The organism is Ensifer aridi (assembly GCF_002078505.1).
Lineage (GTDB): Bacteria > Pseudomonadota > Alphaproteobacteria > Rhizobiales > Rhizobiaceae > Sinorhizobium > Sinorhizobium aridi.
Genome location: NZ_LUAV01000038.1, coordinates 266,330 through 286,648, shown reverse-complemented (window position 1 = coordinate 286,648; position 20,319 = coordinate 266,330). Strand labels below are relative to the sequence as shown.

At 63.6% G+C, this 20,319-nt stretch carries 21 protein-coding genes; 12 read left to right on the top strand and 9 right to left on the bottom strand.

From position 1 onward, the window contains the following. Positions 1-7: 7 nt before the first annotated feature. Together AYK65_RS30030 and melA are read left to right on the top strand one after the other, a co-directional pair. Positions 8-1,678, top strand: coding sequence for an ABC transporter ATP-binding protein (locus AYK65_RS30030; RefSeq protein WP_139793391.1), 1,671 nt, complete (start codon positions 8-10; stop codon positions 1,676-1,678). Positions 1,679-1,699: 21 nt separating this feature from the next. Further along, positions 1,700-3,073 carry an alpha-glucosidase/alpha-galactosidase gene (gene melA / locus AYK65_RS30025; RefSeq protein WP_026614679.1) on the top strand — a complete coding sequence of 458 codons (1,374 nt, stop codon included), beginning with the start codon at positions 1,700-1,702 and terminating at the stop codon, positions 3,071-3,073. 133 nt (positions 3,074-3,206) lie between these two features. Here the strand turns inward: melA and AYK65_RS30020 are convergent, their stop codons facing one another. The 5 genes from AYK65_RS30020 to AYK65_RS30000 form a co-directional block, all read right to left on the bottom strand. Continuing rightward, positions 3,207-3,674 carry an SRPBCC family protein gene (locus AYK65_RS30020; RefSeq protein ID WP_081162983.1) on the bottom strand — a complete coding sequence of 156 codons (468 nt, stop codon included), beginning with the start codon at positions 3,672-3,674 and terminating at the stop codon, positions 3,207-3,209. Between the two features lie 89 nt (positions 3,675-3,763). Continuing rightward, the gene (locus AYK65_RS30015) at positions 3,764-4,168 is read right to left on the bottom strand and encodes a type II toxin-antitoxin system VapC family toxin (RefSeq protein WP_026614677.1); all 405 of its coding nucleotides are present in this window, start codon (positions 4,166-4,168) and stop codon (positions 3,764-3,766) included. Next, entirely contained in the window at positions 4,165-4,425 is a 261-nt protein-coding gene (locus AYK65_RS30010; protein ID WP_026614676.1) for an AbrB/MazE/SpoVT family DNA-binding domain-containing protein, read from the bottom strand. Before AYK65_RS30010 ends, AYK65_RS30015 begins: the two co-directional genes overlap by 4 nt. A gap of 66 nt (positions 4,426-4,491) precedes the next feature. Beyond that, positions 4,492-5,703, bottom strand: coding sequence for a dihydrolipoamide acetyltransferase family protein (locus tag AYK65_RS30005; protein WP_081162981.1), 1,212 nt, complete (start codon positions 5,701-5,703; stop codon positions 4,492-4,494). A 2-nt stretch (positions 5,704-5,705) separates the two neighbouring features. Beyond that, positions 5,706-7,784, bottom strand: a complete 2,079-nt coding sequence (locus tag AYK65_RS30000) for an alpha-ketoacid dehydrogenase subunit alpha/beta (RefSeq protein ID WP_081162979.1) — start codon at positions 7,782-7,784, stop codon at positions 5,706-5,708. A 122-nt stretch (positions 7,785-7,906) separates the two neighbouring features. Between AYK65_RS30000 and AYK65_RS29995 the strand changes: the two genes are divergently transcribed. From AYK65_RS29995 to AYK65_RS29950, 10 genes are all read left to right on the top strand, one after another. After that, a complete protein-coding gene (locus AYK65_RS29995; protein ID WP_034885245.1) occupies positions 7,907-8,374 on the top strand; it encodes an Lrp/AsnC family transcriptional regulator in 468 nt (155 codons plus the stop codon). A 26-nt stretch (positions 8,375-8,400) separates the two neighbouring features. After that, the gene (paaX, locus tag AYK65_RS29990) at positions 8,401-9,327 is read left to right on the top strand and encodes a phenylacetic acid degradation operon negative regulatory protein PaaX (RefSeq protein ID WP_081162976.1); all 927 of its coding nucleotides are present in this window, start codon (positions 8,401-8,403) and stop codon (positions 9,325-9,327) included. Positions 9,328-9,640: 313 nt separating this feature from the next. After that, positions 9,641-10,639 (top strand): 1,2-phenylacetyl-CoA epoxidase subunit PaaA, encoded by a 999-nt coding sequence (gene paaA / locus AYK65_RS29985; protein WP_081162975.1) that lies wholly within the window; start codon positions 9,641-9,643, stop codon positions 10,637-10,639. A gap of 18 nt (positions 10,640-10,657) precedes the next feature. Next, positions 10,658-10,942, top strand: a complete 285-nt coding sequence (paaB, locus tag AYK65_RS29980) for a 1,2-phenylacetyl-CoA epoxidase subunit PaaB (RefSeq protein WP_026614670.1) — start codon at positions 10,658-10,660, stop codon at positions 10,940-10,942. Then, entirely contained in the window at positions 10,942-11,727 is a 786-nt protein-coding gene (gene paaC / locus AYK65_RS29975) for a 1,2-phenylacetyl-CoA epoxidase subunit PaaC (RefSeq protein WP_081162973.1), read from the top strand. The genes paaB and paaC overlap by 1 nt, the downstream gene beginning before the upstream one ends. A gap of 10 nt (positions 11,728-11,737) precedes the next feature. Next, positions 11,738-12,262: a 1,2-phenylacetyl-CoA epoxidase subunit PaaD gene (paaD, locus tag AYK65_RS29970; RefSeq protein WP_081162970.1), complete on the top strand. Its 525-nt coding sequence runs from the start codon at positions 11,738-11,740 to the stop codon at positions 12,260-12,262. 28 nt (positions 12,263-12,290) lie between these two features. Then, positions 12,291-13,367 carry a 1,2-phenylacetyl-CoA epoxidase subunit PaaE gene (paaE, locus tag AYK65_RS29965; RefSeq protein ID WP_081162969.1) on the top strand — a complete coding sequence of 359 codons (1,077 nt, stop codon included), beginning with the start codon at positions 12,291-12,293 and terminating at the stop codon, positions 13,365-13,367. Positions 13,368-13,392: 25 nt separating this feature from the next. Next, the gene (locus AYK65_RS29960; protein WP_026614666.1) at positions 13,393-14,160 is read left to right on the top strand and encodes a Phenylacetic acid catabolic protein; all 768 of its coding nucleotides are present in this window, start codon (positions 13,393-13,395) and stop codon (positions 14,158-14,160) included. 15 nt (positions 14,161-14,175) lie between these two features. Further along, positions 14,176-16,233: a phenylacetic acid degradation bifunctional protein PaaZ gene (gene paaZ, locus AYK65_RS29955; RefSeq protein WP_081162966.1), complete on the top strand. Its 2,058-nt coding sequence runs from the start codon at positions 14,176-14,178 to the stop codon at positions 16,231-16,233. A 68-nt stretch (positions 16,234-16,301) separates the two neighbouring features. Next, positions 16,302-16,811, top strand: coding sequence for an acyl-CoA thioesterase (locus AYK65_RS29950; RefSeq protein WP_081162965.1), 510 nt, complete (start codon positions 16,302-16,304; stop codon positions 16,809-16,811). 87 nt (positions 16,812-16,898) lie between these two features. On the opposite strand, the gene AYK65_RS29945 is transcribed toward AYK65_RS29950, so the two are convergent. From AYK65_RS29945 to paaG, 4 genes are all read right to left on the bottom strand, one after another. Continuing rightward, positions 16,899-17,495, bottom strand: coding sequence for a TetR/AcrR family transcriptional regulator (locus AYK65_RS29945; protein ID WP_046117560.1), 597 nt, complete (start codon positions 17,493-17,495; stop codon positions 16,899-16,901). Between the two features lie 191 nt (positions 17,496-17,686). Continuing rightward, positions 17,687-18,997: a phenylacetate--CoA ligase PaaK gene (gene paaK, locus AYK65_RS29940; RefSeq protein WP_026614662.1), complete on the bottom strand. Its 1,311-nt coding sequence runs from the start codon at positions 18,995-18,997 to the stop codon at positions 17,687-17,689. 47 nt (positions 18,998-19,044) lie between these two features. Then, a complete protein-coding gene (gene paaI / locus AYK65_RS29935) occupies positions 19,045-19,509 on the bottom strand; it encodes a hydroxyphenylacetyl-CoA thioesterase PaaI (protein ID WP_420810270.1) in 465 nt (154 codons plus the stop codon). An 11-nt stretch (positions 19,510-19,520) separates the two neighbouring features. After that, the gene (gene paaG, locus AYK65_RS29930; RefSeq protein ID WP_046117561.1) at positions 19,521-20,312 is read right to left on the bottom strand and encodes a 2-(1,2-epoxy-1,2-dihydrophenyl)acetyl-CoA isomerase PaaG; all 792 of its coding nucleotides are present in this window, start codon (positions 20,310-20,312) and stop codon (positions 19,521-19,523) included. Positions 20,313-20,319: the final 7 nt, after the last annotated feature.

Sequence of the window (20,319 nt, the reverse complement as noted above, 5' to 3'; positions counted from 1 at the left end):
CACGCTGATGGCAACAATCGAAAGCACCGTCACGGCACCCGAAGAGCGGCGGGACCGCCAAACGAAGGACACGCGGCCGATCATCGACGCCCGCAAGATTGCCGTCACCTTCAAGGTCGAGAACGGCACGGTCGAGGCGGTAAAGGATGTTTCCTTCCAGCTTTACCGAGGAGAGACGATCGCGATCGTCGGCGAGTCCGGTTCCGGCAAATCCGTGACGGCACGCACTGTCATGGGGCTTTTGTCGAAGCGTGCCACCATCGCCTCGCACTCGCGCATCGAATATGACGGCCGCGACGTCCTGAAATTCTCCGCCCGGCAGCGCCGGGCGCTGCGCGGCGACCGCATCTCGATGATCTTCCAGGAGCCGATGAGTTCGTTGAACCCAGTTTATACGATCGGCAGCCAGATCATCGAGGCGATCCGCGCCCATCGCCGGATGAGCCGGCGGGCCGCCGCCGAGCGGGCGCTCGAACTCTTGCGCCACGTGCAGATCCCAGACCCGGAGGCGCGGCTCAATCAGTACCCGCACCAGCTTTCCGGCGGCCAGCGTCAGCGTGTAATGATCGCCATGGCGCTTGCCAACGATCCGGACGTGCTGATCGCCGACGAGCCGACGACGGCGCTCGACGTCACCGTGCAGGCGCAGATCTTGAACCTCATCCGCAAGCTGCAGCAGGAGCTCGGCATGGCGGTGATCCTGATCACCCACGACCTGACCGTCGTGCGGCAGTTCTCCGACTATGTCTATGTGATGCAGCTCGGCGAGGTGAAGGAGCACAACACGACCGAGGCGCTCTTCGCCAACCCGCAGCATGCCTATACGCGCCGGCTGCTCGCCTCCGAGCCCTCGGGGAGAGCCAAGCCGCTGCCGGACAACTCGCCGGTCATGCTCGACGGCCGCAACGTCCGGGTCTCGTTCATGCTGAAGAAGGGCGGCTTCTTCAGGCCGGAACTGAAGGAGCTCGTCGCCGTCGACAGCCTCAGTCTCAACCTCCGCCGGCACGAGACGCTCGGCCTCGTCGGCGAGTCCGGTTCCGGCAAGACCACCTTCGGCCAGGCGCTGATCCGGCTGATCAACACCGACGGCGGGGAAATCCGCTTCGATGGCGAGCCGATCCACAACAAGGATCGCAAGGGCATGCGGCCGCTGCGCTCGAAGATCCAGATCGTCTTCCAGGATCCCTTTTCCTCGCTCAACCCGCGCATGTCGATCGGTCAGATCATCGAGGAGGGCTTGATCGTCAACGGCATCGGCGCGAACCGCAAGGACAGGCTGGCACGGGTCGAGGACGCACTCTTAAGCGCCGGCATGCCGGCCAACATCCTCTCGCGCTTCCCGCACGAATTCTCCGGCGGCCAGCGCCAGCGCATCGCGATTGCCCGCGCCATCGCGCTCGAACCGGAATTCATCCTGCTCGACGAGCCGACCTCGGCGCTCGATCTCTCGGTGCAGGCCCAGATCATCGAGCTCCTGCGCAAGCTCCAGGACGAGCGGGGCTTGAGCTACCTCTTCATCTCCCATGACCTGAAGGTCGTGCGCGCGCTCTGCCATCGCGTCGTGGTGATGCAACACGGCAAGATCGTCGAAGAGGGGCCGGTGAACGAAATCCTTAGCAATCCCAAGACTGCCTATACGGAGCGGCTCGTCAGAGCTGCCTTCGAAGTGGCCGCATGACCTTCAAACAGAGGCTATTCCATGACCAGACAACCCAAGATCACCTTCATCGGCGCGGGCTCCACCGTCTTCATGAAGAACATCATCGGCGATGTGCTGCAGCGACCGGCGCTTTCCGCCGCGACCATCGCACTGATGGACCTGAACCCGGAACGCCTCGCAGAAAGCGAGATCGTCGCCGGCAAGCTGGTGCGCACCCTCGGCGTCACGGCCAAAATCGAGACCCATTCCAACCAGCGCAAGGCGCTTGAAGGAGCAGACTTCGTCGTCGTCGCCTTCCAGATCGGCGGCTATGAGCCCTGCACGGTCACCGATTTCGAGGTGCCGAAGAAATATGGGCTGCGCCAGACGATCGCCGACACGCTCGGCGTCGGCGGCATCATGCGCGGACTTCGCACCGTGCCGCATCTCTGGAAGATCTGCGAGGATATGCTCGAGGTCTGCCCCGAGGCGATCCTCCTGCAATATGTGAACCCGATGGCGATCAACACCTGGGCGATCTCGGAGAAGTACCCGACGATCAAGCAGGTGGGCCTCTGCCACTCGGTGCAGGGCACGGCCTTCGAGCTTGCCCGCGACCTTGAGATCCCGCTCGAGGAAATCCGCTACCGCGCCGCCGGCATCAACCACATGGCCTTCTATTTGAAGTTCGAGCACCGCCAGAAGGACGGCAGCTACCGCGACCTCTATCCGGATCTGATCCGCGGCTACCGCGAGGGGCGCTTCCCGAAGCCCAGCCACTGGAACCCGCGCTGCCCCAACAAGGTGCGCTACGAGATGCTGACGCGGCTCGGCTATTTCGTCACCGAAAGTTCGGAGCATTTCGCCGAATACACGCCCTATTTCATCAAGGACGGCCGCCCGGACCTGATCGAGAAATTCGGCATTCCGCTCGACGAATATCCGAAGCGCTGCATCGAGCAGATCGAGCGTTGGAAGGAGCAGGCAACCGCCTTCAAGGAGGCCGAGACGATCGAGGTGGCCGAGAGCCATGAATATGCCTCCTCGATCATGAATTCGGTCTGGACCGGCGAGCCTTCGGTGATTTACGGCAATCTCAGGAACAATGGTTGCATCACCTCGCTGCCGGAAAATTGCGCCGCGGAAGTCCCCTGCCTCGTCGATGCCTCCGGCATCCAGCCGACCTATATCGGCGCGCTGCCGCCGCAACTCACCGCACTCATCCGCACCAATATCAACGTGCAGGAACTGACGGTTCAGGCGCTCGTCACCGAGGAACGCGAGCACCTCTATCACGCGGCGATGATGGATCCGCACACGGCCGCCGAGCTCGATCTCGACCAGATCTGGTCGCTCGTCGACGACCTACTCGTCGCCCATCGCGACTGGATCCCGGAATGGGCCCGCGTGTCGAAAAAGGTAGCGGCCGCCTGATTTCTTCTCCCGGTCAGGCGACCATCTGGCCCCGGAACCCAGAGGTTCCGGGGCTTTCTTTACGCTTGGAGCGCAAGCCGCCCGACATCGCCTCAGGCAGGACAGGTGAGGACAAGCATAGACGTGACGTTCTTCACATGTCACGCGCCAGGCGACGCACAAGACCTCGCCGACCGCGCTCCATGACAACCGCATGGTTCCAACTGAAGACAGGCCTCAGGATGAATGAAAGTCTCACCATCCAAGGTTTCGTGACCTTGACGATCCAGTCATAGCGCACATTGCATTTCGAACCATCCCGTTGCAGCGTCCATCGACCAACGCCTTCGAGCTCGCCGTAAGCTCTCCCCTCGATAATGGACAGCGGTTCTACCCTGATCGTTTCCATTTCGAAGGCCAGGTCATAGGGTAGGGCAGTGGACCATTTCATGCGGCGGATGGCGCCGATGCCCAACTCGTCGCCTTCACGCAGAGGCGTGACCTCCTTCACCGAGGGCCACCACTCCGGCCAGGTCTCGGGCGTGCTCAGGACCCGCCAAACATCCTCGACCGAAGCGTCGAGGGTCCAGTTCGTGACAAGATGAAACTCGGTCGAAGACATCGGACCGCCACGCTACCAATTCCCACCGCCTAGTATAACCTTGAACTCTGACAGTTTCATCGGGGCGCTTTTGTTCACGTCCGTCCGGGCTAGCGCGTCCAGTCGTCGATGCTCAGGCCGTCGACGCGCTGGAACTCACCCATATTATTCGTGACGAGCGTTAGACCGCGCGCTTTTGCCTGGCCGGCGATCAAGGCGTCGTATGGGCCGATCGGCGTGCCTTTCACCGCAAGGGTTGCGCGAATTTCGCCGGCGACAAAGGCATCATTGCGATCGAATTCCAGGAGCGGAAAGTCCGCCAGCAGCAGCCGTACCGTTTCCAAGTTGTACGCGACCTTTGCGCTCTTATGTGCTCCGAAGTAAAGCTCGTGCGCGACGATCGCGGAAATGCCGATGCTGCCTTGCTTACACGCCAGAACACGTTCGACGAGTGCATCGGATTTGCGGCCGATAAGCACAATCACCGCATTCGTGTCCAGAAGGTGCGAGATCACTTGAAGGTCTCCTCAAGCGCCGGCCGGTCTTGTGCATCCGGCTGTTCGCGACCGGCGGCCATGAAGTCGTCGCTCGCGCCGCGCTGCAATGCGGCCCTTAGGGAAGACCACGCCGGACGGTCCTCGACATGTGGACGCAGGATCAGCGAATCGCCTTCCTGCGTCACTTCCACCCGATCGACATCGAAGCGGAACTCCTTCGGCAACCGGACAGCTTGTGAGTTGCCCGACTGAAATACCCGCGCAAGATGGGGCATGGTTCCGGCTCCTTGAATGTATATACTACAACGTATATACGCCCGGTCCCCGAGCGTTGCAAGGGCTTACCGCGGCCAGCTTTCCAGCACCTCAACGAAATGCGTGAGCCATGCATTCGTCTGGTGGCCGTCGAGGGCACGGTGGTCGATGGTGAGCGATACATAGGCCATCGGCCGGATCTGGATGGTATCGGCACCGTCGACCTCCCGGACGACCACCCGCTTTTCGAGCTTTCCGACGCCGAGGATCGCCGATTGGGGCTGGTTGATGATGATCGGTGCTGCAAGCAGCGATCCGGAGACGCCGTGATTGGAGATGGTGAAGGTTCCGCCTTTCAAGTCGGCGCTCGTCAGCGCGTTTTCCCGAGCGCGCGTCGTCAGGTCCTGCAGTCTGGCCGCTATTTGTGCAAGCGTGAGGTTCTGCGTCTGGTGGATGACCGGCACGATCAGCCCCTTGTCGCCGAGCGCGATGCCGACGCCGATATTGATGTCATCGAAGATTTCGAGCGCATCGTCATGCCAGCGGCTGTTGACCTCGGGGACCGCCCGCATCGCCGAGACGCAGGCCGAGACGACATAGGCCGTGTAGGAGAGATTGATGCCTTTCGCGGCGAACTCCTGCCTGTGCATATCCCGATGGCGCATGACCGCCGAGAAATCCGCCTCGAACACGGCCGTAACATGCGGCGCGGTGGTGACGGACTTAAGCATGTGGTCCGCGATCGCGGCCCGCATGCCGCTGTGGGGTATCCTGCGCGAGAGGAGCGATCCTCCCACATCGGCGGACGGGGCGGGGCTCGGTTCGAAAGCTGTCCGCGGTTCCGGCGCTCCCGCCGCGGAACGCTCCGTCTTGGCAGCGAAGGCCCGGTCCATATCGGCGCGGGTGACGCGTCCGTCCCGTCCAGTGCCGGTCACGGTCGCCGGGTCTATGCCGTATTCTTCCGCCGCATGACGCACGGCCGGCGAATAATGGGCGGTCTGCCCCTGCGCGGACGATACGATCGGTGACGGTGCGGCAGGCTGTTCGGCGATGGCGGCATGGCTGCCGAGCCGGCCGAGAACGGCGCCGGGCGTTGCATTGTCGCCGTTGTCCATGAGGATTTCCGTGAGCACTCCATCGGCGGGGGCGGCCACCTCCTGCGTCACCTTGTCGGTCTCGAGCTCGACCAGCGGATCACCCTCCTTCACGGCCTCGCCGATCTTCTTCAGCCAGTTGCGCACGACCGCCTTGGTCCCCTCCTGTTCGACAGGGGCGTTGATGTCGATGATGTCGCCCATGCTCAATACTCCAGGAGGTCGGTGATCTTCCGGCGGATCCGCTCCGCCGAGGGCACCGCCCAGTCGAGCAGGACGGGATTATGGGGACTTGGAATATCGGGCATGGTCAAGCGCGAAACCGGGGCGTCGAGGTCGATGAAGGCTTTGTCCGCCACCGCCGCGGCGATCTCCGCGCCGAAGCCGCCTGTGCCCAGGTCCTCGTGCACGATCAGGCAGCGGCGGGTGCGGCGTACGGAGGAAAGAACCGCGTCCCGGTCCCACGGCATCAGGGTCCTGAGATCGATGACGTCGGCGGAAATCCCGTCGACGGCCTCTTCGCACCGGGGCACCATCGCCCCCCAGGTGACGATGGTGATGTCGTTGCCCTGGCGAACGAACTTCGCCTTGCCGAAGGGCAGCGCGAAGGCGTCCCCCGGATAAGGCCGCCGCGCCCAGGGGTGGTCGAGCATGGCGCGATGCTCGAAGAAGATCACCGGATCGTTGCCTCTGAGCGAGGTGCGTAGGAGCCCGACGGCATCCTCGGCATTGGAGGGGACGGCGACCTTCCAGCCGGGCTGATGAACGAAGGCGACCTCGTTCGTCTGGCTGTGCCATGGATCGCCGCATTTGAAGAAACCGCCCGGCATGCGCAGCACGATCGGCGCGGCAAAGCGGTTGTTGGTCCGCCAGCGGATCGTGCCGCAATCATTGATCTGCTCGATCGCCGGCTCCGCATATTTGCGGAACTGGATTTCCGGAACGGGTACAAGGCCGGCAAGCGCCATGCCGACCGCACGGCCTACGATGCCTTCTTCCGAAAGCGACGTGTCGAAAACGCGGGTCGCGCCGTATTTTTCCTGCAGTCCGAGGGTGACGGCGTGGACGCCGCCCTTCGGGCCGATGTCCTCGCCGAAGAGCACGACCCTTTCGTTGATCGACATTTCGTGATCGAGCGTGCGCCGGATCGCCGTCACCATGTTGATCCGCTGGCCGTCGCTTGCAGCCGTCTCGGTCGGTTCAGGCGGCCGGTAACCGGTCGGGTACTGGCCGCCCATGGTCTGCATGGGGCCCTCGAAGAAGACGTTGCTGGTGACCGTTTCAGGGTCGGCGATCGGTCGGGATTCGGCCTCGATACGGGCCCGTTCGGCGGCCGTCCTGGCAGAGCTGACGGCCTCCTGCCATTCCTCTTCCCCTAAGACCGCAGGGACCAGGTAATCTCGCAGGCGCGGCAAGGGATCGCGCGCCCACTCGCTCCTGATGAGCGCTTCGCTCTTGTAGGCTTGAGTGTCCTGGAAGCTGTGCCCTTCGAGCCGGGGCACTCTCAGGCGTAGCAGCACCGGCATGCGTTCCTCGCGTACCAGCGCCACGGCCCCTTTCGTGAGACGCGCTGCCTCCTCGGGGTCGCAGCCGTCGCCGTCGAGCACGGTCAGGTTCTTCCAGGCGGCGAGATTGGCGGCGATGTTGCCGTCGGGGGTCTGTAAGGTCGACGGAACCGAGATGCCGAAGCCGTTGTCCTCGATATAGAAGAGCATCGGCAGTCTTTGCGTCGTGGCGGCCGTCAGTGCCGACCAGAAGCCGTTCGAGGCGACCGAAGCGTCGCCGCCGAGAACGACGGCGATGGCACGATCGTAGTCCTTGTTCTTGAGGTGCTTGCTGAAATAGCTGATCGCCTGCGCCCAGCCGGCCGTTGGCGTATATTGCGAACCGACGCCCCCGCACATCGGCAGCGCCGATGCGCCGTTCAGGTTCGGATAGTTGAAGACGACGCCGATGTCGCGGCCATCGGAATAGCCCCCGGAGCGCGCCATCGCCGAGCCGAGTGCGTCGGCCGGATCGACGCCGAGCGCGAGCAGCAGCGGTCGCGAACGATAATAGCCGCAGGCGGCGTCGTGTTTTTCCGTGAGATTGAGCCCGAGCAGGATCTGCGCCATGTCGTGGCCGCGCGCGGAGAATTGATAGAGGATCTTCTTTTCCGGAACGAGACGCTTTTCCTCCATTTCGTCGAGTCCGCGGGAGAGCAGCAGGAGGTGGACGACCCGCTTCCAATCGATGTTCTCGTCCGGTGCATTCCGCCGGTCCGGTTTGAGTGCGGCCTGTGCCATCGCTTGTCTCCTCCAATTCCTCTCTGGTGGAAGATTAACTCGCGGCGCGCGCAAATCGGTTTCAATCTTACAGCATTTTGGCTAGTGATTGATCAAACCGTTTCGTCTTCGGAAGACTTGTGATGAACATGTTCAATCTCGATGCGATCGACCGAAAAATTTTGAGAATCCTGCAGGAACAGGCCGATATCAGCCATGCGGCGCTCGCCGACGTGGTCGGGGCCTCGCCGGCATCCTGCTGGCGACGAATCAAGGCCCTGGAGACGGCGGGAGTGCTCGGCAAGACCGTCCGGCTTGTCAATCCGGATATGGTCGGACGCGGATTGACCGTCGTCTGCCAGGTGCGGATGAAGTCCCACGATCCCGTGGCGCGGCGCAATTTCGAGCGCTTCGTCGAAGATCACGAGGAAGTCCTGGAATGCTATTCGATGTCGGGAGATTGGGACTATCTTTTGCGCGTCGTCGTAGCGGATGTCGCCGATTACGAGCGGCTCCTCATGCGCGGTATTCTCACCCATGAGGCGGTTGCGAATTCGTCGTCCCACTTCGCGCTGAAAAGCGTGAAATACTCGACCGCCGTTCCGGTGTGACGGCGCCGAACGGCAAAGGTGGCTGAATGCAGGTGGCGAACGAAAAATCGGCTGAGGCGGGCGCAAGGCTGATCCACACCATCCTGGATGAGACCCAGCTCCGGGCCGCGAGCTTCATCGTCACGATCTATGGCGACGTGGTGGAGCCGCGCGGCGGCGCGATCTGGATGGGCAATCTGATCGAGATCTGCGCCGGCGTCGGCATTAGCGAGACGCTCGTTCGGACTGCGGTGTCCCGTCTTGTCAGCGCAGGCCAGCTTGTCGGGGAGCGGGAGGGGCGGCGCAGCTTCTATCGGCTTACCGGTACCGCCCGCGCCGAATTCGCCGCCGCCGCGCGCGTGCTCTTCGGTCCGCCAGACGAAACGGTCTGGCACTTCGTCCAGCTCGTTGGGCCGGCTGTCGAGGAGCGCATGCAGATGCTCGAGCGTTCCGGCCATGCGCGCCTCACTTCTCGGCTCGCGATCGGCGTCAGGCCTTTTCCCGCCTCGGTCGAGCCCGCGGTCGTCTTCCGTGCGGAAGTCGCGGAAGGTGCGGAGCTGCTCGGTGCTTTTGCCGCCGAGTGTTGGGATCTAGGCCCACACGCGGAGGCTTATAGGAGGTTTCTTAAGCGCTTCGGCGCACTGGCGGGCTTTATCGACGCAGGCGGAACCATGACGTCGGCAGACTGCCTCACGGCCCGTCTTCTGCTCGTGCACCAGTTTCGCTTCGAGGCGTTGCGCGACCCGCGCCTGCCGACCGCTGTCCTTCCGGCGAACTGGCCCGGCGAAGAGGCGCGGCGCCTCTTCACATGGCTCTACCGCGGTCTGTCGCCGCGCGCCGATCGCCATATCGCGGAGAATTTCGTTACGTCCACCGGTCCGCTTCCAATGGAGAGTGAAGCGACCCTCCGCCGGATCGCGATGTTGGGCGGGGAAGCGGCCGCCCTTCCGCAAAAGACCGGGGATTTCGGCTAGGTCACTTGTCGGAGACAAGGCCCTCCCGCCTGGGGCAGCGGTTGAGGAGAGGGTTTGAGGCCTCATCGACCTCGTGGCCGCATACTTAGCTCAAGGCCCGGACCTTCACGCGAAGCATCACAAAACGTCACATAGAATGCGTTGATCTGTGACGTATCAGGTGCTAAATTACTAACCGATCGGTCGGTCAATGACGGCTGGGCTTTGATGTCGGGAGGGGTCACCCATCGGACGCCTGGCGGCGCGCTCGCCGGCTCAGGTCGGCGATAAGGTCGCGATCACGGTCGAGTGCATCTGACGGAGGAGAAGCACCATGTATGCTCAAATGGTGAAAACGGACGCCCCCCGCGTCAAGAGCCTCGACGAGATGGATCCGCAAGAGCGCGCCTTTCAGGAGCGCATCGACGCGGGGCAGAAGATCGAACCGAAAGAATGGATGCCGGAAGGCTACCGCAAAACGCTCATCCGCCAGATCAGCCAGCACGCCCATTCCGAAATCGTCGGCCAGCTTCCCGAAGGCAACTGGATCACCCGCGCGCCGACGCTCGAGCGCAAGGCGATCCTGCTCGCCAAGGTGCAGGACGAAGCTGGCCACGGCCTCTATCTCTACTGTGCGGCCGAGACGCTCGGGATCAGCCGCGACGAGATGTATGAGCAGCTTCACTCGGGCAAGGCCAAGTATTCCTCGATCTTCAACTATCCGACACTCTCCTGGGCGGATATCGGCGCGATCGGCTGGCTCGTCGACGGCGCCGCGATCATGAACCAGGTGCCGCTGCAGCGTTGCTCCTACGGCCCCTATTCCCGCGCGATGATCCGCATCTGCAAGGAGGAGAGCTTCCACCAGCGCCAAGGCTTCGACATCCTGATGAAGATGGTGAAGGGCACGTCCGCCCAGAAGGCCTTGGCGCAGGACGCGCTGAACCGCTGGTGGTGGCCGTCGCTGATGATGTTCGGGCCCTCGGACGATGCCTCGGTCCATTCCGCCCAATCCATGGCTTGGAAGATCAAGCAGAATTCCAATGACGAGCTCCGGCAGAAATTCGTCGATCAGACGGTGCCGCAGGCCGAATATCTCGGGCTCACCATCCCCGATGCGGATCTCAGGTGGAACGAGGCGAAAGGCGGCTACGATTTCGGCGAGCCGGACTGGAACGAGTTCTTTGAGGTGATCGCCGGCAATGGTCCCTGCAATGCCGAACGGCTCGGTGCGCGTAGACAAGCCTGGGAGGACGGCGCCTGGTTCCGCGACGCCCTGACGGCGCATGCGGAAAAAGCCGCCCGCCGCGCGCAGCCGGTTGCCGCCGAATAGAGATAGGGAGAGAGAAACATGTCCAGCGAATGGCCTCTCTGGGAGGTCTTCATCCGCGGCCAGCACGGCCTTAATCATCGCCATGTCGGCAGCCTGCATGCGCCCGATGCGGAGATGGCGATCAATAACGCCCGCGACGTCTATACCCGCCGCAACGAGGGCGTCAGCATCTGGGTGGTGCGTTCGAGCGACATCGTCGCGAGCGCGCCTTCTGAAAAAGGGCCGCTGTTCGAACCGTCGAACTCGAAGGTCTACCGTCATCCGACCTTTTTCGACATTCCAGATGAAGTGGGGCACATGTGATGGCCAGCGCAACCGCGACGGAAGCGGCCGTCGACCGCGCGGCGGTCTTCGAGTTCCTGCTCAGCATGGGCGACAATGCGCTGATCCTCGGCCATCGCCTGTCGGAATGGTGCGGCCACGCCCCGGCGCTCGAAGAGGACATCGCGCTCGCCAACACCGCGCTCGATCTCATCGGCCAAACGCAGCTCTGGCTCGGCCTCGCGGGCGAGATCGAGGGCAAGGGGCGCAGCGCGGACGATCTGGCCCATCACCGTGACGCACTCGAATTCCGTAACCTTCTGCTTACTGAACGTCCGAACGGCGACTATGGGAAAACGGTCATGCGCCAGTTCCTGTTCGACGCGTGGCATTATCTCTGTCTGACGGCGCTGCGCGATTCTTCCGAGACGCGCATCGCCGCGATCGCCGAGAAGGCGTCGAAGGAAGCCTCCTATCACCTCGAGCGCAGCCGCGATCTCGTCATCCGGCTGGGCGACGGAACGGCGGAAAGCCACACCCGCATGCAGGCGGCACTCGACGACCTCTGGCCCTATACCGGCGAGATGTTCATGAACGAAGCCTCCGACGCCGAACTTGCTGCGGCAGGCGTCGCGCCGCAGCCCGCGAGCTTGAAGAATGGATGGGACGCGCTGGTCGCCGAAGCGCTTGCCGAGGCGACGCTGAAGAAGCCCGTGGACGGCTACATGCACAAGGGCGGCAAGCGGGGCGTCCATACCGAGCATCTCGGCTATGTCCTCGCCGAGCTGCAGTTCCTGCAGCGGGCCTATCCGGGCGCGACCTGGTAGGGAGGCGGCGGTGGTCACTGTTACGCGTCCCTCGATCAAGGACATATGGCGCTGGCTCGCCGAAGTGCCGGACCCGGAGATTCCGGTCATCTCGGTTACCGATCTCGGCATCGTCCGCGACGTCGCCTGGGATGGCGACACGCTGGTGGTGACGGTCACACCGACCTACTCGGGCTGTCCTGCGACGACCGTCATCAATCTCGACATCGAGCGGGCGCTCAATGAGAAGGGGATCGAGAGCGTCCGGCTCGAACGCCAGCTCTCGCCCGCCTGGACCACCGACTGGATCAGCGCCGAGGGCCGCGAGAAGCTCAAGGCCTATGGCATCGCGCCGCCGGTCGACGGCACCGCCGCCGATGGCCGGCTTCTTGAGCGGGCCGAACGCCTCTCCGGCCGCTCTAACCTGACGATTGCCTGTCCCCGTTGCGGCTCGACCCGCACCGAGAAGATCAGCCAGTTCGGCTCGACGCCGTGCAAGGCGAGCTACCGCTGCTTGGACTGTCTCGAACCCTTCGACTATTTCAAGTGCATCTGACGGGATGCAAGGAGTGAGGCGCCCTTAAATGGCACGTTTCCACCCCCTTCAAGTCACCGAAGTCCGGCGCGAAACGCGCGATGCCGTGGTCGTCACGCTTCGGCCACGCGAGGAGGATCGTGCCGTCTTCGATTTCACGCAGGGGCAATATCTGACCTTCCGCCGCATCTTCGACGGCGAGGAACTGCGCCGCTCCTATTCGATCTGCGCCGGCCGCGACGAAGGCGTCCTGAAGGTCGGCATCAAGCGCGTCGACGGCGGCTGCTTCTCCACTTGGGCGAACGAGGAGCTTAAGCCCGGCGACACACTCGAGGCGATGCCGCCGATGGGCTTCTTCTTCACGGCTATCGAGCCAGAGGTCGCGAAACATTATCTCGGCTTTGCCGGCGGCAGCGGCATCACGCCGTTGCTTTCGATCATCAAAACGACGCTCTCTCGCGAGCCGCGCTCGCAGTTCACGCTGGTTTATGCGAACCGTCACGTCAGCTCGATCATGTTCCGCGAGGAGCTCGAAGACCTCAAGAATCTCTATCTCGGGCGGCTTTCGGTGGTGCACATCCTGGAAAGCGAAGCGCAGGACATCGATCTCTTCACCGGGCGATTGGATGCGGAGAAATGCACGGCTCTCTTTCGTAGCTGGATCGATGTGAAATCGGCCGATACCGCCTTCATCTGCGGGCCGGAGCCAATGATGCTGGCCGTTGCCGCTGCGCTTCGCGCGCACGGTTTCGGCGACGAGCGGATCAAGTTCGAATTGTTCGCCTCTTCACAGCCGGGCCGGGCGCGCCGCAAGGTCGAGACTACGGAAGGGGCTGACAGACAGGCGAGATGTGCGGCGACCGTGACCCTCGACGGCACGACGCGCAGTTTTACCTTTCCGAAGCAGGGGCAGAGCCTGCTGGAGGCGGCGCTCGAAAACAGGATCGACGCACCCTATGCCTGCAAGGCGGGTGTCTGTTCCACCTGCCGCGCCAAAATGATCGAAGGCGAGGTAGAGATGGAGACCAATCACGCGCTCGAAGATTACGAGGTGCGGCAAGGTTACGTGCTCACCTGCCAATCCTATCCGCTGAGCGACCGCATCGTCGTCAGCTACGACCAGTGATCGGTCGAGGGAGGGAGGAAATCCCATGTCCGATACGACATCCGACACGATGCCCATCGAAGATTATCTCGCTCAGGGCGGCATGCTCACCTCACCCGACAATGTGCCGCCGCGCTATCGCGGCGAGCTTCTGCGGCTGATGGCGAGCTTCATAGACAGCGAGCTCGCCGGCTCCGCCGGCTTCGCCGACGTCATCAACGATGCGCCGGGGATCAAGGAGCGCATCGCCGCGGCGCGGATCGTGCTTGAGAAGGCCGATCACGCCGGACGGGTGCTTGAGATCATGGGCAGCTTCGGGGCCGACACGGCCCGATACGCGGTGCACCATCCCTGGTCGGCGCGGCTTGACCGCAACGCTGATATCGGCGCGGAGCGCCGCGGCGGCGACATGCGGCTTTCGGTCCTGCACTATCCGCTCCAGGGCTGGATCGATGCAGTCGTGATGAACGTGCTCATGGGCAAGGCGGTCGTGATCCAGCTTAGCGAGCTGGCGCGCGTCTCTTATCAGCCGCTTGCCGAAGTCTTCCGGGAAATCCTGCCGCGCGAAACCCACCACGCCGAGCTCGGCGTCGAGGGGCTGAAGCGCATTGCCGAGACAGAAGAGGGACGGCGCGCCGCTCGTGAAGCGATCATGTATTGGCGACCGCGCGTCGCGGCGAGTTTCGGCCTCTCGGGTTCCGCCCGCTACGAGATGCTCGCCCGTCTCGGCCTTCGTCACACGCCCAATGAGACGCTGCTCGCCGAATGGCAGGCGGCGGTCGATGCCGAGCTTGCTCGGCTCAATCTGAACTGACGGAAGGAACACCAAATGAACGTATTGGCAGACCGCCCCCGCCGGCTCGAAAGCTATGTCGGCGGCGTTTGGACAAGGGGCGCGAAGGAAGGCGTGGCCCTGCTCGATGCCGCGACCGGCGCGCCAGTGGCGTTGATCGATTCCAGCGGCATCGACTTTGCCGCCGCACTTGCTTACGGGCGCGAAAAGGCCGGTCCGGCGCTCCGTCGCATGTCGTTCCATGAACGCGCGGCGATGCTGAAGGCGCTCGCGCAGGCGCTTATGGAGCGCAAGGAGGAATTCTATGCGCTCTCGACTGCCACGGGGGCCACACGCTCGGATAGTTGGATTGACATCGAAGGCGGCATCGGTACGCTCTTTTCCTATTCCTCCAAGGGCAGGCGGGAACTGCCGAACACCCGGGTCCTCGTCGACGGTGGCGTGGAAGCGCTGTCGCGCGATGACACGTTCTCGGCCCAGCACATCCTGACACCGCTTCAGGGCGTGGCGGTCCACATCAACGCCTTCAACTTCCCCTGCTGGGGGATGCTCGAGAAGCTGGCGCCGACGCTGCTTGCGGGCATGCCTGCGATCGTGAAACCGGCGAGCCAGACCGCCTATCTGACCGAGCTGATGGTCCGGCGGATCGTTGAGACCGGTCTGCTGCCTGAAGGCGCGGTGCAACTGATCTGCGGCTCCGTCGGCGATCTTCTCGATCACGTCGATGGCCAGGATGTCGTCACCTTCACCGGCTCGGCCGTGACCGGGCGCCGGCTGAAGACCCACCCCGCGATCGTCGAGAATTCCGTCCGTTTCACCATGGAGGCCGACAGCCTCAACGCTGCGGTTCTCGGCCTCGACGCGGGCCCCGGGACGGAGGAGTTCGACCTTTTCGTCAAGGAGGTCGCCCGCGAGATGACGGCAAAGGCCGGGCAGAAATGCACCGCCATCCGCCGTGTCATCGCCCCGCGCGCCCATTGCGACGCGCTCATCACCGCGCTCGATGAGCGGCTCGCCAAAGTCGCCCTCGGCAATCCGGCCGACGAAAACGTCCGGATGGGCCCGCTTGCAAGTCTTGGTCAGCGGGACGAAGTGCGGGCGCGTATCCGCGACCTTGGTGTCGACGCCGAGGTCGTCGTCGGCGACCCCGCGAACCCGCAGATGGTTTCCGGCGACGCGGAGGCGGGCGCCTTCCTCAATCCAATCCTTCTCTATTGCGGCAAGCCCGGCGCGGCACGGTCGGTTCACGACGTCGAGGTCTTCGGCCCGGTCAGCACGGTCATGCCCTATGATGCGGTGGAAGAGGCGGTGGAGCTCGTTAAACGCGGAAAGGGCAGCCTCGTCACCTCCGTCTTCACCAATGATCCCGACATTACGCAGGAGCTGGTGATCGGCATGGCGCCGTTCCACGGCCGCGTGCTGATCGGCAATCGCGTGAGCGCCAAATCCTCGACCGGCCATGGTTCGCCGCTGCCGGGTCTCGTGCATGGTGGCCCCGGCCGGGCCGGCGGCGGCGAGGAATTGGGCGGCATGCGCGGTGTCAAGCACTATATGCAGCGCACCGCCGTCCAGGGTGCGCCGGGCCTGATCTCGGCGGTCACCGGCCGCTGGATCGAGGGTGCGCCGGCGCGGGCCGACGGCGAGCATCCCTTCCGCAAGTCGCTCGCGGAGCTTCAGGTCGGCGATCAGCTCGTGACCGCCACCCGCACCGTGACGCTCGAAGATATCGAGCATTTCGCCAACTTTACCGGCGACACCTTCTACGCCCATATGGACGAGGAGGCGGCGCGGGCCAATCCCTTCTTCGACGGACGCGTCGCCCATGGCTATCTGATCGTCTCCTTCGCCGCCGGTCTCTTCGTCGATCCGGCCCCCGGGCCGGTGCTCGCGAACTACGGCGTCGACAATCTGCGCTTCCTGACGCCGGTCTATCCCGGCGACGTTCTGCAGGTCCGGCTCACCTGCAAGGAGATCAATCCGCGGGTGAATGCCGAGCATGGCGAGGTCCGCTGGGACTGCCGTGTCATCAATCAGACTGGCGCAACCGTCGCGCAATATGATGTACTGACGATGGTGGCGAAGACGAGAGGTTAGAGCGGGATGAGGAAAAGTGTGAAGCGGATTTCCGCCCGCATTCCGCTCCAGATCCAAGGAGCGACATAATGACGGAGCAGGAGACGCGGCATCTGGTAATGACCGTTCTGATGACGCCGGACATGGCGAATTTCAGCGGCAAGGTGCATGGCGGCGCGCTCCTGAACCTGCTCGACCGAGTGGCCTTCTCCTGCGCCTCGCGCTTTTCCAAGCAATATGCGGTGACGCTCTCCGTCGACCAGGTGATCTTCAAGGAGCCGATCCATGTCGGCGAGCTGGTAACCTTCCGCGCCTCAATCAATTATGCCGGCCGCACCTCGATGGAGGTCGGGATCCGGGTGGAGGCGGAAAACATCCGCGCCGCGACAAGGCGGCACACGAATTCCTGCTATTTCACCATGGTCGCCGTCGACGACGAGGGCCGCCCGGTCCCGGTGCCGGAATACCATCCGGAGACGCCGACCGAGAAACGCCGCCACCAGGCGGCGGAACTGCGCCGCACGCTGAGGCGGGAGTTTGCCCATCGGCTGAAGACGGTGGCGGAAACCGGCCGCGACGTGGAGGGTGCGGGGGAGTAGGGCCGATTCCGATCAATCTGCGATCGGCTGTCGATACCCCCTCGGCAGCACAGGAGATGCTGCTCCGTGCGTACTCCAACGCGAAAGTCACCGCACCGCCTTGACGCCTTCGAGGATCAGCGTCGTGGCGAGGTCGGCATATTCGTCGCGGCTGATCGGGCCGTCGGGGCGGAACCACATATAGACCCAGTTCATCATGCCGAAGAGCGACATGGTCACGGGCATCAAAAGGGGGCGGTCGCTGTTGAGGTCCGGATTGATGTCGTTGATCACGGCGGAGAAGCGCTTGACGATGCGCCGCTCTATCGCGTGGATCTCGGCCATCTGCTTGGGTGAAAGCGCGCTCGTGCCGTTCAACTGAACCTTGTGATGGTCGTCAGCGTCGCGATAGTTCTCGAGCACCTGGCGCACGAGCAGGCGCAGCCGCTTTTCAGGAGCCAGATCGGGCCGATCGGCCGCCTCGATCGCGGCGTCGAGTTCGGCGAGGTGCGTGCGCACGATGTCGAAGATCAGCGCGTCCTTGCTCGGATAATAGTGATAGAGCAGAGCCTTGGACACATTGCTGTGCGCGGCGATCTGCGCCATCGACGCTTTTTCCATCCCCATTTCGGCGAAGACCGCGGCGGCGCTCGCCAGAATGCCACGCTGTTTTTCCTCAAAATCGACTGCGCGTGTTCGTGCCATTTTGATCCTGCTTTAACTCGGTACCGCTCGATCCCATGAAACCGTAAAGTCCTCCCGTGCACATACAGCGCCGCGCGTCTTATCAGACGCGCAAAGATCGCTGTAGCACTTTGAATTGCTGCATGTTTTCATCCTTAAATCAGCTGGGATTTAAGGAAACATGCAGTAAGGGTCGCGACCGGCGTTCCTTCTCATTCCTTCGGCCGATTGTCGACCACCCTCTTCGCCTTTCCCTCGGAACGCGCGACGCCGCCCGGGTCGTGAACCTCGATCGCGGTGCTGACGCCGACGGCGCTCTTGATGTGATGAGCGAGTTCCCGTGCCGATCCAGCGCGTGCGGCCTCGTCCGCCGCGGCAAGCGTGCATTCGACATGGACGGTCATGTTGTCCATGCGCCCGGCGCGGGTGAGCTCGATTTGGAAGTGCGGCGCGAGACCGCGGCATTTGAGGATCTGTTCCTCGATCTGCGTCGGAAAGACATTGACGCCGCGCAGGATCATCATGTCGTCGCAGCGGCCGGTGATCTTCTCGATGCGCCGCATCGACCGCGCCGTCCCGGGCAAGAGCCGCGTCAGATCCCGCGTGCGATAGCGGATCATCGGCAGGCCCTCCTTGGTGAGGGTGGTGAAGACCAGTTCGCCCACCTCGCCGTCGGGCAGCACAGCCCCGGTCGTGGGATCGATGATCTCGGGGTAGAAGTGATCCTCCCAAACGTGCAGGCCGTCCTTCGTCTCAACGCATTCGTTCGCGACCCCCGGCCCGATGACTTCCGAGAGGCCGTAGATGTCGACGGCGTGCATGTCGAAAGCGTGCTCGATCTCCTCCCGCATGGCGTTCGTCCACGGCTCGGCGCCGAAGATGCCAATTGCGAGCGAGCTCTCGCGCGGGTCTTTTCCCTGCCGGCGGAACTCGTCGAGAATCGACAGCATATAGGAGGGGGTCACCATGACGATCCGGGGTTTGAAGTCCGTCATCAGTGTGACCTGCCGCTCGGTCATGCCGCCGGAGACCGGGACGACGGTACAGCCGAGCTTCTCGGCGCCGTAATGGGCGCCGAGGCCGCCTGTGAAGAGGCCGTAGCCATAGGCGACGTGGACGATGTCGCCCGGCCTGCCGCCGGCGGCGCGGATCGAGCGGGCGACGACGCTCGCCCAGGTATCAATGTCCTTGAGCGTATAGCCGACGACGGTCGGTTTGCCGGTCGTGCCCGAGGAGGCATGGATGCGGGCGAGCTTCTCGCGCGGGACCGCGAACATGCCGAAGGGATAGGTCTCGCGCAGGTCCTCTTTGGTGGTGAAGGGAAATTTCGCAAGATCCGCGAGCGTCTTCAGGTCGGAAGGATGCACGCCTGCCTGATCGAAGCGGGCGCGGTAGAAGGGCGAGTTCCCATAGGCATGGGCGAGCGACCACTTCATGCGCTCGAGCTGGAGCGCGGCCATTTCGTCGCGAGACGCCGTTTCGATCGGCTCGAGATCACCGGGGCGGGGTGCAAGGTCTTCCATAAAATGTCTCCTCCGGAACTAAAGAAGCCCGCGCTCGGCCGTCGTGATCATTCGGTGTCCGTTTGCGAGACCTGCATATTTTCCGGCTGCGTCAGATGCGTGCCCTTGACGGTGCGCGAATGGCCGCGGAACTCGGCGATATGTTCGCCGCGCTGATTGGTGATGCGGATGTCGTAGATGCCGCCGCGTCCGCGCCGCGAGACCTCGCGTGCCGTTGCCGTCAACCGGTCGCCTTCGACGGCCGGCGCGATATAGGTTATCGAGCAGTGTTGTGCGACCGCGCGCTGGTTGTAAGAGTTGCAAGCGAAGGCGAAGGCGGAATCGGCGAGCGTGAAGATGTATCCGCCATGGCAGGTGCCGTGGCCATTGGTCATCTCCGGAGTGATCGTCATCGAGAGCGTTGCAGCGCCCGGAGCGATGTGGTCGAGGCTCATCCCCAGCCGCTGCGAGGCCCGGTCGTCGTCCCACATGACACGGGCGCAGGCGCGCGCCAGTTCTTCTGCGGTCATCATCGCGGCGTCCATCAACGGCCCTTGAACTCCGGCTTGCGCTTTTCGAGAAAGGCGGCCACGCCCTCGGCATAGTCGGCGCTCAGGCCGGCCTCGCGCTGAAGGTCGCGTTCGAGATCGAGCTGTTCGTCGAGGGAATGGGTGGCGGCCGCCTGAATCGCCCGCTTGGTGAGCCCAAGCCCCTTGGTCGGCCCGGCGGCAAGACGCGCGGCGAGCGCGAATGTCTCGTCCACCAGCGCCGGGTCGTCGACAACCCGCCAGATCAGCCCCCAGTTTGCCGCGGTCTCGGCGTCGAGCGGTTCGCCCGTCAGCGCCAGGGCCTTGGCGCGGGCCTCGCCGATGAGACGCGGCAGGCTCCAGGTTCCGCCGGAATCGGGCACCAGCCCGATCTTCGCAAAGGCCTGGATGAAGCGGGCGGAGCGGGCGGCAAGGGTGATGTCGCAGGCAAAGGCGATATTGGCGCCGGCGCCCGCGGCAACGCCGTTGACGGCGCAGACGACCGGTTTCTCAAGGCCGCGGATCAGTCGCAAGAGCGGATTGTAGAACGTCTCGATGGTGTGGCCGAGGTCCGGCGCGCCGCCCTTGCGCGGATCGCGGTCGCCGAGGTCCTGGCCGGCGGAGAAGCCGCGCCCCGCACCCGTCAGCAGCACGGCACGAACCCTGTCGTCCGAATGGGCGCGCTCGAAGCCGGCGCGCAATGCAAGATGCATTTCCTCATTGAAGGCGTTCAGTTTGTCGGGGCGGTTGAGTGTCAGGCGCAGCACGCCGTCCCCAAGCGCCGACAGAACGGTGTCGGATTGGGACATGTTCCCT